Annotated in this window: 11 protein-coding genes; 4 read left to right on the top strand and 7 right to left on the bottom strand. The window is 70.1% G+C overall.

All coding sequences use genetic code 11. The features are described 5' to 3' along the window. Positions 1–68: 68 nt before the first annotated feature. Positions 69–935, top strand: coding sequence for an A/G-specific adenine glycosylase (locus Q9R33_RS16665; protein ID WP_311294444.1), 867 nt, complete (start codon positions 69–71; stop codon positions 933–935). 76 nt (positions 936–1,011) lie between these two features. On the opposite strand, the gene rbfA is transcribed toward Q9R33_RS16665, so the two are convergent. The 5 genes from rbfA to Q9R33_RS16640 all read right to left on the bottom strand — a co-directional run bounded on the left by rbfA (position 1,012) and on the right by Q9R33_RS16640 (position 7,759). Further along, positions 1,012–1,446, bottom strand: coding sequence for a 30S ribosome-binding factor RbfA (gene rbfA / locus Q9R33_RS16660; RefSeq protein WP_056370212.1), 435 nt, complete (start codon positions 1,444–1,446; stop codon positions 1,012–1,014). 113 nt (positions 1,447–1,559) lie between these two features. Continuing rightward, positions 1,560–4,400: a translation initiation factor IF-2 gene (gene infB, locus Q9R33_RS16655; RefSeq protein ID WP_311294443.1), complete on the bottom strand. Its 2,841-nt coding sequence runs from the start codon at positions 4,398–4,400 to the stop codon at positions 1,560–1,562. A gap of 91 nt (positions 4,401–4,491) precedes the next feature. Continuing rightward, the gene (locus tag Q9R33_RS16650) at positions 4,492–4,743 is read right to left on the bottom strand and encodes a YlxR family protein (protein ID WP_082497078.1); all 252 of its coding nucleotides are present in this window, start codon (positions 4,741–4,743) and stop codon (positions 4,492–4,494) included. Positions 4,744–4,777: 34 nt separating this feature from the next. Next, positions 4,778–5,767, bottom strand: coding sequence for a transcription termination factor NusA (nusA, locus tag Q9R33_RS16645; protein WP_056370215.1), 990 nt, complete (start codon positions 5,765–5,767; stop codon positions 4,778–4,780). Between the two features lie 132 nt (positions 5,768–5,899). Beyond that, the gene (locus tag Q9R33_RS16640) at positions 5,900–7,759 is read right to left on the bottom strand and encodes a lipase family protein (RefSeq protein WP_082497079.1); all 1,860 of its coding nucleotides are present in this window, start codon (positions 7,757–7,759) and stop codon (positions 5,900–5,902) included. Positions 7,760–7,889: 130 nt separating this feature from the next. Between Q9R33_RS16640 and Q9R33_RS16635 the strand changes: the two genes are divergently transcribed. From Q9R33_RS16635 to Q9R33_RS16625, 3 genes are all read left to right on the top strand, one after another. Beyond that, positions 7,890–8,726 carry a DUF1206 domain-containing protein gene (locus Q9R33_RS16635; protein ID WP_056370219.1) on the top strand — a complete coding sequence of 279 codons (837 nt, stop codon included), beginning with the start codon at positions 7,890–7,892 and terminating at the stop codon, positions 8,724–8,726. A gap of 84 nt (positions 8,727–8,810) precedes the next feature. Further along, a complete protein-coding gene (locus Q9R33_RS16630) occupies positions 8,811–9,332 on the top strand; it encodes a pyridoxamine 5'-phosphate oxidase family protein (protein ID WP_311294442.1) in 522 nt (173 codons plus the stop codon). 122 nt (positions 9,333–9,454) lie between these two features. Then, a complete protein-coding gene (locus Q9R33_RS16625) occupies positions 9,455–10,096 on the top strand; it encodes a GPR1/FUN34/YaaH family transporter (RefSeq protein WP_310248315.1) in 642 nt (213 codons plus the stop codon). Between the two features lie 65 nt (positions 10,097–10,161). Here the strand turns inward: Q9R33_RS16625 and Q9R33_RS16620 are convergent, their stop codons facing one another. Together Q9R33_RS16620 and Q9R33_RS16615 are read right to left on the bottom strand one after the other, a co-directional pair. Then, the gene (locus Q9R33_RS16620; protein WP_311294516.1) at positions 10,162–12,189 is read right to left on the bottom strand and encodes a PhoX family phosphatase; all 2,028 of its coding nucleotides are present in this window, start codon (positions 12,187–12,189) and stop codon (positions 10,162–10,164) included. Positions 12,190–12,392: 203 nt separating this feature from the next. Beyond that, positions 12,393–13,442, bottom strand: a complete 1,050-nt coding sequence (locus Q9R33_RS16615; RefSeq protein ID WP_056370223.1) for a TIGR00730 family Rossman fold protein — start codon at positions 13,440–13,442, stop codon at positions 12,393–12,395. Positions 13,443–13,587: the final 145 nt, after the last annotated feature.

The following is a 13,587-nucleotide window of genomic DNA, read 5'->3' as shown; positions in this document are numbered from 1 at the left end:
GCGCGCGCGCATTGCTCCTCGGTCGTGCAGATCTCCGACGATGTGAGGCGCCACTTAGGCTGGAAGGCATGCCCGACCTCGCCGCTCCCCTGGTCGAGTGGTACCGCCAGAACGCGCGCGACCTGCCGTGGCGGCGGCCCGGATTCGGGGCGTGGGGCGTGCTCGTGAGCGAGTTCATGCTGCAGCAGACGCCGGTGAACCGCGTCATCCCCCTTCTCGAGGCGTGGCTCACGCGATGGCCGACGCCGAGAGATCTGGCCGCGGCCGCCCCCGCCGACGCGGTGCGCCAGTGGGCGAACCTGGGCTATCCTCGGCGGGCCCTGTGGCTGCACCGTGCGGCGGTGGAGATCCGCGACCGGCACGACGGCGTCGTCCCGCGCGACGTGGACGCGCTGCTCGCGCTGACCGGCATCGGCGACTACACCGCTCGGGCCGTGGCGGTCTTCGCGTACGGCGACCGGCATCCCGTCGTCGACACGAACACGCGAAGAGTGCTTGCGCGCGCCATCGACGGCAGGTCGCAGCCCGGGCGGCCCTCGCGGCGCGACCTCGCGGCGATGGAGGAGATCCTGCCCCCGGACCTCACCGCAGCCGCCGCCGTGAACGCGGCGGCGATGGAGCTCGGTGCGACGGTCTGCACCGCTCGCGTCCTGCGCTGCGACGTGTGCCCCCTCAGCGACCGCTGCGCCTGGCTCGCCGCCGGCCGGCCCGACACCGGCGACGAGCGACGCAAGCAGGCGCGGTACGAGGGCAGCGACCGGCAGGCGCGCGGCGCGGTGCTGAAGACGCTGAGGGATGCCGCGACCCACGCGGTGCCGCTCGCCGACGTCGTGCCGGACTGGCCTGACGCGCTGCAGCGCGACCGCGCCATCGACTCACTCATCGGCGACGGGCTCGCCGAGGCATCCGACGGGATGCTGCGCCTCCCCCTCTGATCGAATCTGCCCGGGTACGCGGAACGCCGCGACCGAGGTAGTCGGTCGCGGCGTTCCGCGTGCGTTTGTGGTGCGCTTACTCGTCGTCGTCTAGTTCGCGCGGCTTGAGGTACGGGTCGGCGTCGCCGGCGTACGTGGCCGAGGCCGCAAGGCCCGCGACCGCCGCATCCCGCTCCTGCGCCTCACGGAGCAGGTCGGCGATGTGCCCGGCGTTCTCGGGGATCGCGTCGGGGATGAACTCGAGCGACGGGGTGAGGCGCACGTTGAGGTGCTTGCCCACCTCGGAGCGCAGCATCCCGGTCGCCGCCTTGAGGGCCTTGGCGGAATCCTCGCGCTCCTCGGCGGAGCCGAGCACGGTGTAGAACACCGACGCGTGCTGCAGGTCACCCGTGACGCGGACGTCGGTGATGGTGACGAAGCCCAGGCGCGGGTCGCGCAGACCCTTCTCGAGCCTCTCGGCCAGGATCACGCGGATGCGGTCGCCCAGACGGGCCTGACGTTCAGAAGACATGATTGCTCCTTGTCCCCGATCGTTGAGCGAGCGAAGCGAGTCGAAACGCCCTGAACATCGTCAGGGCGTTTCGTCTCGTCGCTTCGCTGCTCGCTCAACGACCGGAATTGCTCTTACGCGCGGGGCTTCTCGACCATCTCGGTGGTCTCGATCTCGTCGCCCACCTGGATGTCGTTGTACTTGCCGAGGCCGATACCGCACTCGAAGTCCGTGCGGACCTCGGTGACGTCGTCCTTGAAGCGGCGCAGCGACTCGATCGCCAGGCCGTCGGCCAGCACCACGCCGTCGCGGATGACGCGCGCCTTGGCGTTGCGCGTGATCGTGCCCGAGCGGACGATGACACCGGCGATGTTGCCGAACTTCGAGGAGCGGAACACCTCGCGGATCTCGGCCACACCCGACTGGACCTCTTCGTACTCCGGCTTGAGCAGGCCCTTGAGCGACTGCTCGACGTCGTCGATCGCGTTGTAGATGACCGAGTAGAACCGGACATCCACACCCTCGCGGGCGGCGCGCTCGCGCGCCTTCGTGTCGGGACGGACGTTGAAGCCGATGACGATCGCGTTGTCGATCGTCGCCAGGTTGATGTCGGACTCGGTGATCGCACCGACACCGCGGTGGATGATGCGCAGCTGCACCGAATCGTCGACCTCGATCTTGAGGAGCGACTCCTCGAGCGCCTCGACGGCACCCGACACGTCACCCTTGATGATGAGGTTGAGCGACTCGACCTTGCCCTCTTCGAGTGCACGGGTGAAGTCCTCGAGCGAGATGCGCTTGCGGGCCTTGGCCAGCTGGGCGTTGCGCTCGGCCGCTTCACGCTTCTCGGCGATCTGGCGGGCCGTGCGGTCCTCCTCGGTCACGATGAACGTGTCGCCGGCTCGCGGCACCGAGTTGAGACCCTGCACCTGCACCGGACGCGACGGGTAGGCCTCGAGGACCGGGTCGCCGTTCTCGTCCGCCATGGCACGGACGCGGCCGTAAGCCGTGCCCGCGACGATCGCGTCGCCGACGCGCAGCGTTCCGGACTGGATGAGCACCGTGGCGACCGAACCGCGACCCTTGTCGAGCTTGGCCTCGATCGCGACACCGCGCGCGTCCTTGTTCGGGTTGGCCGTGAGGTCCAGACCCGCATCGGCGGTCAGCAGCACCGCGTCGAGGAGCTCCTGGATGCCGGTGCCCTGGCGGGCCGACACATCCACGAACATGACGTCGCCGCCGTACTCCTCTGCGACCAGGCCGTACTCGGTGAGCTGCTGACGCACCTTGGCCGGGTTGGCGTCGGGCTTGTCGACCTTGTTCACCGCGACCACGATCGGGACGTTCGCCGCCTGCGCGTGGTTCAGGGCCTCAACCGTCTGCGGCATGATGCCGTCGTCGGCCGCGACCACGAGGATCGCGAGGTCGGTCACCTGCGCACCACGGGCACGCATGGCGGTGAACGCCTCGTGACCCGGGGTGTCGATGAAGGTGATCGCACGCTCGATGCCCTCGTGCTCGGTCCAGACCTGGTACGCACCGATGTGCTGCGTGATGCCGCCGGCCTCGCCCGCGACCACGTTGGTCTGGCGGATGGCGTCGAGCAGTCGCGTCTTACCGTGGTCGACGTGACCCATGACGGTCACGACCGGAGGCCGGATCTCGAGGTCTTCCTCGTTCTCCGCCTCCAGCTCGGCCTCGAGGTCGAGACCGAAGCCCTCGAGGAGCTCCTTGTCCTCGTCCTCGGGCGAGACCATCTGGATCTTGTAGCCGAGCTCGGCGCCGAGCACCTCGAACGTCGCCTCGTCCAGCGACTCGGTGGCCGTGGCCATCTCGCCGAGGTTGAAGAGGATCGTCACGAGCGTGCCGGGCTGCACGGTGTAGCCGCGCAGCGCCTCGAGCTTGTCGGCGAAGTCGGCGATCGATGCGCCGCGACGCAGGCGGATGATCTCGCCGTTGCCCTTCGAGACGTTGACGCCGCCGACGACCGGCGCCGACCGCATCTCGAACTCTTGGCGCTTCGCCCGACGCGACTTGCGCTGCTTCGACTTGCCGCCGCCCTTGCCGAAGGCACCTGCGGTGCCACCGCCGGGGCCACGGCCACGACCGCCGCCACCGCCGGGACGACCGGCGAAGCCGCCGGGTGCGCCCGCACCGGGCGCGCCGCCGGGACGCTGGAAGCCGCCGCCGGCACCGCCGGGACGACCGGGGCCGCCGGGACGCTGCTGGAACGGAGCGCCGGGACGACCGCCGCCACCGGGGCGACCCGCACCACCCGGACGCGGAGCGCCGGGGCGGGGAGCACCCGGGCGCGGAGCCTGGGGACGCGGGATGTTGCCGGGGCTCGGGCGCTGGCCCATGCCCTGCGCCGACGCGAAGGGGTTGTTGCCCGGACGCGGGCCGGCGGGACGCTGGCCCATGCCCTGCGAGGACGCGAAGGGGTTGTTGCCGGGACGCGGGGTGCCACCCGGACGCGGCGGCTGGGGAGTCGCGGCGGCGGGGCCGGGCTTGGGGGCGCCGGGCGCGGCCGGGGCCTCCGGAGCCTTGGCGGCGGGAGCAGCCTTGGCCGCCGGCGTGGCGGGAGCCGGTGCCGCGGGGGCCTTCGCGGCGGGAGCCGCGGGGGCAGCCTCGGCCGGAGCGGCCTTCGCGGCCGGAGCCGCGGGGGCAGCCGGAGCGGCAGGACGCGCCGGACCGGGCTTCGCAGCCGGGCCGGGACGACCCGCGGGCGCGCCGGGCTTCGCCGCAGGGGCGGCGGGTGCCGCAGCCGCGGGCTTCGCCGCAGCGGGCGCCGCATCAGCGGACTTGGCCGCGCCGTCGGCTTCGAGCGCAGCACGGAGCTTCCGCGCTACGGGGGGTTCGATGGTGGACGAGGGGCTCTTGACGTATTCGCCGAGCGCCTTCAGCTTCTCGAGCGCGACCTTGCTGTCGACGCCGAGCTCGGAAGCGATCTCGTGCACGCGTGGTTTGGCAGCCACAAATTCTCCTGTCTGGGTCCACCCAGACAGGGCAGACCGTTATTGGCGGACGGGTCTCATTTCGAGCCGTTCACTTTGTTTCCATAGCCGTTCAGCCTTTTCGCTGGATGTGCTCTTCGATGGTCTGCGTGTCAAGCGGGCCTGACACACGCAATGCCCGCACGAAGGCGCGGCGCCGAATGGCGGCATCCACGCACTCCGGCGTCTCGTGCACCCACGCGCCTCTTCCGGGCATCGATGCACGCTCGTCGACGACGAGGTGGGAATCGATGGAGACCACCCTGAGGAGAGTGGTCCGGAGAGCACGCGTGCGGCATCCGACGCACGTTCGTACAGCGTCCATCTTACACCCCGGGGCTGGGAGCCAGCGCCGCGGGTCAGCCCTCCTCGAGGATCGAGTCCGGCTGGATGTCGATCTTCGCGCCCGTGAGCTTGGCGGCGAGGCGGGCGTTCTGGCCCTCCTTGCCGATCGCGAGCGACAGCTGGTAGTCGGGCACGAGCGCGCGCACAGCCTTGTTCGAGGCATCCAGGATGAAGCTCGACGTGACCTTCGCGGGCGACAGCGCGTTCGCGACGAACTTGGCGAGCTCCGGGTCGTAGTCGACGATGTCGATCTTCTCGCCGCCGAGCTCTTCGGTGACGGCGCGCACACGGCGGCCGAGCTCGCCGATGCAGGCGCCCTTCGCGTTGATCGACGGGTCGTTCGCCTTCACCGCGATCTTGGTGCGGTGGCCGGCCTCGCGGGCGAGCGAGACGATCTCGACCAGACCCGCGGGGATCTCGGGGACCTCGAGCGCGAACAGCTTGCGGACGAGCCCCGGGTGCGTGCGCGAGACGGTGATCTGCGGACCCTTGGTGCCCTTCGCGACGGACGTGACGTAGACGCGCAGACGCGCGCCGTGCGCGTAGTCCTCGCCGGGCACCTGCTCCTCGGGGGGCAGGATCGCCTCGACGCTGCCGAGGTCGACGTGCACCATGCGGGGGTTCGGGCCCTGCTGCACGATGCCGGCGACGATGTCGCCCTCCTTGCCGCGGAACTCCCCCAGCACTGCGTCGTCGGCGATGTCGCGCAGACGCTGGCTGATGACCTGCTTCGCGGCGAACGCGGCGATGCGGCCGAAGTCCTCGGGAGTCGACTCCTCCTCGCCCACGACCGCGCCCTCGTCGTCGAGCAGGGGGATGAACACGGCCACGTGACCGGTCTTGCGGTCCAGCTCCGCGCGCGCGCCCTCCGGCAGCTCGCCCGTGGGCGAGGTGTGCTTGGCGTAGGCGGTCAGGATCGCCTGTTCGATGATGCGCACGAGCTCGTCGAAGGGGATCTCCTTCTCGCGCTCGACAGTCCGCAGCAGTCCGAGATCGATGTCCACAGTGGCCTCCGTATTCAGCTCTCACCAGCACGTCGACGCGCGCCGGAACCCTCCAACATTACCGGATGCCGCGTCCGACGGTTCTGCGAGTCGGCTCCACGCCCTGCAGAGCGGCCGGCGCCCTCCTCCCCCTCACCTGGCGCAGTCGTCGACGTGGGTGTCGGAGTGGCGGAAGCGGGCATCCGTCCACTCGATGAGCACGGGGACGAAATGCGATCCGGGAAGCAGCGTGCGCAGATGGTCATAGCCGCGGTATTCGAGGCTGCGCACCTGATTCCCGTCCGCACACAGCCGGTCGACGAACTCGCGCTGCAGGTGGGGCGGGATGACCTCGTCCTGGTCCCCCCACGCGACGAGGATCGGCTGCGTCCACGGACCCGTCGGCGTGTTGTCCTCGAGGCGGCGGCCGAGCGCGCCGGCAGTGAGGTCGCCGACGTAGAGCGGGCGGTCCTCCGAGACGCCGAGCGCGGTCGCGACAGACACGATCACGCCGGGCTCGGACGGGCACCGCTGCGTCATCTCGCGGACGATCGCTTCGGAGCCCGGAGCGATGTAGCGGGTGAGGTCGACATCGTCGTAGGTGTCGGCGTAGGGCACGAGCACCCACGAGATGAGGATCGACAGCAGGGCGTTCGCGTCGCCGCTGGTGAGCTCCTCGGCGAGCGCGACCGGCTCTGCGGCCGGTGCGAGCAGGGCCGTGCCCCGCACATCCAGATCGGGCGCGTAGTCGTCGGCGATCTGCGAGGTCCAGAGGGCGGCGTGTCCGCCCTGGGAGTGCCCCCAGACCACGGTCCGGCTCGACAGCGTGACGCCGTCGAGCTCGCGCGCGGCGATGACGGCGTCGAGCGACGAGCGTGCCTCGCCCCGGCCGATCAGGTACGGGAACACGCCGGGAGCCCCCTGTCCCGAGTAGTCGGAGGCCACGACGACCCAGCCGTTCGCGATCGCCTGGTCGAGTCCGGGGATCGCCCACTTCGTCGCCGACGCATCGCGCAGGCTCGGCGCGCACCCGCGGGCGACGCCGGTGGTGCCGTGATTCCACACGACGACCGGTCGCGGGCCAGGGGGCGGGTCCTGCGGCACGATGACCAGTGCGCTGGCCACCGCCGGCTGGCCGTTGGCGTCGCGGGTCGTGTAGAGGATGCGGCGGACGTCGGCGCCGGCGGGCTTCTGCCCGGAGAAGTCGTCGCTGCGTATCAGGCGCCCGTGGTCGTACGGCACGATCACCGGCGGGTCGTAGAACGCGTCCACCACCTGGGCGCCGTCCTCGAACCACGAGTTCGCCCACCACCCGCCGACCGCGAGCACCACCAGCAGCGCCGAGAGCGCGTAACGCCCCACGGCCAGCCACGCGGCGCGGGCGCGGCGGCGACGCGTCGTGGATTCCGGAACGGATGCTGCGGGCAGCCCTGTCCCCGGAACGGAACGCCTTCCCTCCACGAAGGCGCGCACCGCGCGGACCAGGAGGGTGGCGCCGAACACGACCGTGCGGACACCGAAGATCACCGCCACGAGGAGGACGGTGACGTCGGGCCATGCGTACGACAGCACGCCGAACGCGATCTGGGTTCCACCCCAGACACCGGCGAGCACGCGCTGGCTCACGCTGCCCCGCGACACCGCGTCGTAGATGGACGCAAGGCCGCCCAGCACGAGGAGCACCGCGATGATCTCGGGCAGCAGCTCGAGCGTGCGGCCGAGACCGAAGAGCACCGCCAGCCCCAGCGCGATCCACAGGCCGCCGAACACCATTCGGGACCACAGCGGCGTCTCGGGCGCGGCGATGATGCGCGCAAGGCCGGAGAAGACGGCGCTGAGGCCCACGTACACGGTCAGCAGCACGAGGGACGTGAGCGGTCGTGTCACGATGAGCAGCCCGACCAGGAGCGAGAGCGCGCCCACGACGACCAGCACGACGGGGGGAGCTCCACGCACCAGGCGAGGTACGACGCTCCAGCCGGTCGCCGGTGGCCTGTGGTCCTCGCGGATCATCCGCCCCATGATAGATCGCGTGCCCGTGATCTCGGCGGGGGCCGGCTGGCCGTGCCCCTCCGCGGGCTCCCCCTGCCTGAGCTGCGTCAAGCCCCTGCTCGCCGTGTCACCGGCAGTTAGCGTGAGGGGGATGGGGACACGGGACGAGGTGAAGACGGGCGCGAAGCGACTCGCCCGCGAGGCGGAGTCGAACTCCGTCTTCGAGGTGCTGGCGCGCGCCGGCTACGTCGCCAACGCGATCATCCACGCGCTGATCGGCGTCATCGTGCTCGTGATCGCCGCGGGCGGAAAGGGCGAGGGCGACCAAGTGGGCGCGCTGAAGGCCGTGGCGGGTGCACCCGCGGGCTTCGTCATGCTGTGGCTCATCGCGATCGGACTGTGCGCGCTCGGAGGGTGGCACGCCGCAGAGGGACTTCTGGCGCGAGATCGGTCGGGCGACACGAAGGGCGCCGCTCGGAAGTGGGGGCGCCGGCTTGCCGAATGGGGGCAGGCCGTCGTCTTCCTCGCGTTCGGTCTGATCTCGGCGGCGGTGGCGATCGGCGCCCGACCGAACGCCGACAAGACAGCGGAGGACGCCAGCCGCGAGTTGCTCCGCAGTCCCGGCGGCTCGATCGTCCTGGCGGTCATCGGCCTCGCGATCGGGATCGCCGGCGTCGTCTTCGTGATCATGGGCGCGAGGCGCAGCTTCCGCGCGCGCATGCGGATTCCGGACGGCACCGTGGGACGGTGGGTCACCGTGCTCGGAATCGTGGGATTCGTTGCGAAAGGGGTCGCCCTGACGGCCCTCGGCGTCCTCGTCAGCGTCGCAGCGCTCGTCACCGACGCCGAGGCTGCGGGCAGCCTCGACGGTGCCATCGACGCGATTCTGGGGCTGCCGCTGGGTCCCGCGCTCGCCTGGACCATCGGCATCGGCTTCTTCGCCTACGCAGCCTTCACCATCGCCCGCGCCCGCTTCGCGCAGATGTGACCGGACGGTGCGACGGGGCTATGCGCCCGCATCCCTCATGTCAATGGCCTGGCGTCCGCCGACCGCCCGATCGAGCCTGGACGCATGACGCACACAAAGGAAGATCTCGTCACCGGCCCGGAAGCGATCGCGCGGGTCAAGGAACTCGTCGAGGACATCGACTTCACCATGCTGACCACTCGCGATTCTCGGGGGAATCTGGTCAGCCGGCCGATGAGCACACGGCAGATGGACGGGAAGGGCGACATCTGGTTCTTCACGCTCGCCGACACGGCGAAGGTGTCGGAGAGCCAGGCGGATCCGCAGCACGACGTAGGACTGTCGTACCTCGATGCCAAAGGCCATCGGTATGTCTCCGTCGCCGGCCGGGCACAGGTGGTGCGCGATGCGGCGAAGATGAAGGAGCTGTACTCCCCCAGCCTCGACATCTGGTTCGAGAACGGACTCGAGACGCCGGGCATCGTGCTGCTGCGGGTGACGCCCGTCGAGTGCGAGTTCTGGGAGCCCCGGCACGGCAAGCTCGTCACCGCGGCGGGCATGCTCAAGGCGCTCGTGACGAAGGACACGCCCGACGACACCATGTCGCACGGCAGGGTCAGCTGTTGAGGTTCGCCCTGCGCCGGCCGCCACACCGCTGACCGGCGCGGACGCCGGCCCGTTCCCCTGGGATCCGCCATACTGGCCGTGCACGACTCAGGCGGCAGTGGCGATCCACAGGGGGCACGGGCATGACCGACGGCACGACGAACATCGCGATCACCGACGCCCTCCCCGCTCCCCGCGGAAGCGGGCTGCGCGTCGCGGACCCCGGGCTCATCGGCCTGCTGGGCTTCGTGATCGCCACCGTCACGGCCCAGCTCGCGCATCTCGGCCTTCAGGACGACGCGCCCGTGTTCTGGGTGGGCGCCGTCTTCGGCGGCGTGGTGCAGGTGACCGCGGGAATGCTGTCGTACTTCGCGGGCGACAACTTCCACTTCATCGTGTACAACGCCTTCGGCTGGTACTGGATCGTGGTCCCGGGATTCCTCCTCGGTGAGGAGCTCGGCTTTTTCGAGGTGACCGCCCAGGCGCGTGGGCTCTTCTCGCTCGTGTTCGCGATCCTGGCGCTGCTCTTCACGCCCGCGGGCGCGGTGCACAACTCCGTGCTGCCGATCACGCTGCTGAGCGTTTCGCTCGGGCTGGGGCTCCAGTCGGTCGCGGCGTTCACCGCGACGGAGGGTCTCGCGATCACCGGCTCGATCCTGCTGATGGTGGCCTCTGCGCTCGCGGCCTACATGCTCGTCGAGAAGTTCTACTGGCGGACCATCGGGCGCCGCGTCGTCCCGTTGGGACCGCCGTGGATCCTCGGCGATCCCAACCCGGAGTCGTGACGCCACGACGAGGACGCCGCCCCGCCTGACGAAGGCGGGGCGGCGTCTCGATCCGGCGTCTGAACTCACGCGCGGTAGACCTGCACCACCGACGGGCGAGGCGCGGTGGCGACGGCGCCCGCCGCCGCCGAGCCGTAATCCGGGAAGAGGGACGTCGGCGCGGCGAACGTGCCGCCCTCACCCGGGTGCTGCACGGCGACGAACACCAGGCCGTCCTTGTCGTGGATGACGGGACCGCAGGTCTCGGCCTCGCGCGGCACCGACAGGAACTGCTGAACGTGGCCCCGCTCGGCGCCCTCGAGCGGCACGAGGAACAGGCCGTCGTTGTAGCCGATCGTGCTCGGTGCGCCGTCGGTCGAGATCCAGAGGTTGCCGGCCGAGTCGAACGCGACGTTGTCAGGGCACGAGATCGGCGACACGAGCTCCTTGGGGAAGCCGGCGAAGTAGGAGTTGCCGAAGACGGCGGGGTCGCCGCAGAGGAGCAGGATGCTCCAGCCGAACGTGGTGCCCGACTGCCCGGCCGTCTCGGTCAGCTCGACCACGTGGCCATAGCGGTTCCCGGTGACGGGGTTCGCCTCATCGAGCGTCGCCACCGATCGCGACGAGTTGTTCGTGAGCGCCAGGTACACCTTGCCCGTCTTGGGGCTGGGCTCGACATCCTCCGGACGGTCCATCTTGGTCGCGCCCACGGCATCCGCCGCCAGACGCGTGTAGACGAGCACCTGCTCCGTCGTGAATCCGGGGACGACGCTCTCGCCGTTCTGTGTGAGCGGGATCCAGGTGCCCGAGCCGTCGAACCTGCCGTCGGCCGGCAAGGCGCCGGTTCCGGTGATCTGGTTCGCCGGCGAGTTGCCCGCGAACTTGGCGACGTACAGGTCGCCCTCGCTCAGCAGCTGCAGGTTCTTCTTGCGCGAGCCCGAGATCTTGTTCTTCGAGACGAACTTGTAGAGGTAGTCGTTGCGCTCGTCGTCGCCCATGTACGCGACCACGCGGCCGTCCTCGGCGACGATGACGTTGGCGCCCTCGTGCTTGAAGCGGCCCATCGCGGTGTGCTTGCGCGGGGTCGAGGTGGGGTCCTGCGGGTCGATCTCGACGATGTAGCCGAAGCGGTTGGGCTCGTTGACGTAGTCGGCGTTGTGCGCGTCGAAACGGGGGTCGTACTTGTCCCAGCCGGTCGACGTCGAGGTCGACGACGAGGACTGATAGCGCTTCTGCGCGGCGGTGTCGGCGGCCCACGCGAAGTAGCCGTTGAAGTTCTCCTCGCCCGACAGGATCGTGCCCCACGGCGTGGTCCCGCCGGCGCAGTTGCCGAGTGTGCCATGCACCCAGCGGCCCTCGGGGTCGGCAGCGGTCTTCACGAGGTCGCTGCCCGCGGCAGGTCCCGTCAGTTCGAACACCGTCTCGACCGTGATGCGACGGTTGCGCTTGCCGTCGACGACGTACGACCAGGGCTCGCCCGTGCGCTTGCGGGTGATCTCGACGACCGACATGCCCTGCGCGGCCTTGTAGATGTCGCCTCGGCGCTGCAGCTCGGCGGCGTCGGTGGTCGGCGGGAACATGATCTCGGGATTGACGTACTCGTGGTTGTTCACGAGCACACCGGTCTTGCCGCTCGGGTCGGCGACGATGTCGAGGTAGTCGCTGTTGTAGCCGAACTGCACAGCCTGCGCGGCGGGTGTCTGCGCGTTGATGTCGAAGCCCGGCGCGTTCGAGAAGAGCGGGTCGCCCCACCGGATGATCGGACGCCAGGTGTAACCGGCCGGAACGGTGAACTCGTCGACCAGACGGTTCACCGGCGCGATCGGGTCGAACGGGAGGCTGCCGCCCGCGGGCCGCGCGAACGCGGCGCCCACTCCCCCGACACCCGACGAGCCCGGGCCGGACAGCGGCGTCTGTCCGCGGAGGCCGCCGACAGCGACGGCGACAGCACCTGCGGCACCGAGGCCGAGGAGCGCGCGACGCGACAGCGCGGCTGCGGCGACCTCCTGGAAGGTCTCGTTGTGCGACGAGTTGCACTCGGGGCCCAGGCACGCGTTGGCGCACTTGTACTGGCAGGTCACGGCGAGGCGCTTGCCTCGTGCGTGGTCTGCCATGGGCAGGGAACGGCGGAATCCTTCGATGATGCTCACGAGCGTCCTCTCGGCATGCATGGCAACGGGCTGGCGTGGGGTGGCGCAAGCCTCGCCGCGTGCGGCGAAGCTCGCCCGAACCGGAGGTGAACGGCCGGCGACGAGGACATGAGAACGGCCTCATCGAGACGCATGCCGCACCTCCGCCGTGCGGCGACCGCGCGCCGTCAGCCTGCCGGTGCGGATTCCAGCGTGTTGATCGCCCGGATGAGGCGGTACAGCTCGCCCACGCGGAACTGGTTCAGCCGCAGGACCAGCCGCGGCCACTGCAGCTCGTCGTCGTCTTCGATCTCGACGGCGAGCGGTCCGCGCCGTTCGATGCCGCCCTCGGTGACGAGGTCGCCGAACGCGGCGTTGAGCGCCTCCACCTCAGCATCCGTCGGCTCCGCCTTCACGCGCAGCACGAGCCGCTTGCCGACCCACCGCAGCGAGTCGTAGTTGCGGTAGAACCCGGTGAGCTCGTCGACGGCGGCCGTCACCGAGTCGGTGACGAGCACGCGATCGAAGTCGCCCTTCGAGATCACGCCGGACGGAATCAGGTGATCGTCGACGAATCGGCGCAGTCCCGCCCAGAACGTGCCGCCGGGCGCATCGAGCAGGACGATCGGCGTCGGATCGGCCTTGCCGGTCTGCTGCAGCGTCAGCAGCTCGAACATCTCGTCCAGCGTGCCGAAGCCGCCGGGAACACAGACGAAGCCGCTCGACTCCTTCACGAGCATGAGCTTGCGCGTGAAGAAGTACTTCATCGCCACGTTGCGGGCGTTCGCACCCACGATCGCGTTCGGCTTCTCCTCGAACGGGAGGCGGATCGACACGCCGAGCGAGTTGTGAGGCCCGGCACCCTCGGCGGCGGCTTGCATGATGCCCGGCCCCGCACCGGTCACCACCAGCCAGCCGCGATCGGCGAGCGCCGTGGCCACGTCCGACGCCTGACTGTAGTGGGCGTCCTCGGGCAGCGTGCGCGCCGAGCCGAAGATCGTGACCTTCGGGATTCCGCGGTACGGCGCGAACAGCCGGAACGCGGCGCGCATCTCGCTGAGCGCAGCCGAGGTGATCTTGAGGTCAAGGCGGTCGGTGTCGTCGATCCCCATCCCGATGCCCGTCGCGAGGATGCGTGCCACCAGGTCGGTGCTCTCGGTGATGCCTGCTGCGGCGATGGTCGCGCGCAGCTCCTCGGTCACAGGGTGCGGGATGGTTCCGGTGTCGCTGGGGCCCATGACGCCCAGAGTGCCACGCGGAGCCGCTGTTCGGTGGACGACGCGTGAACGTTCTCGCCACGCGGGACGAGGCGCGACGGATCGATTCGGATACACCGTTGTATCAAAACGCTTGTCGGGTGCATCATTCTGCCTGGGGACACAT

This window comes from Microbacterium sp. PRC9, assembly GCF_031844125.1.
Taxonomy (GTDB): domain Bacteria; phylum Actinomycetota; class Actinomycetes; order Actinomycetales; family Microbacteriaceae; genus Microbacterium.
The sequence above is the reverse complement of the archived record's forward strand: the minus strand, read 5'-3'. Positions and strand labels throughout refer to the sequence as shown.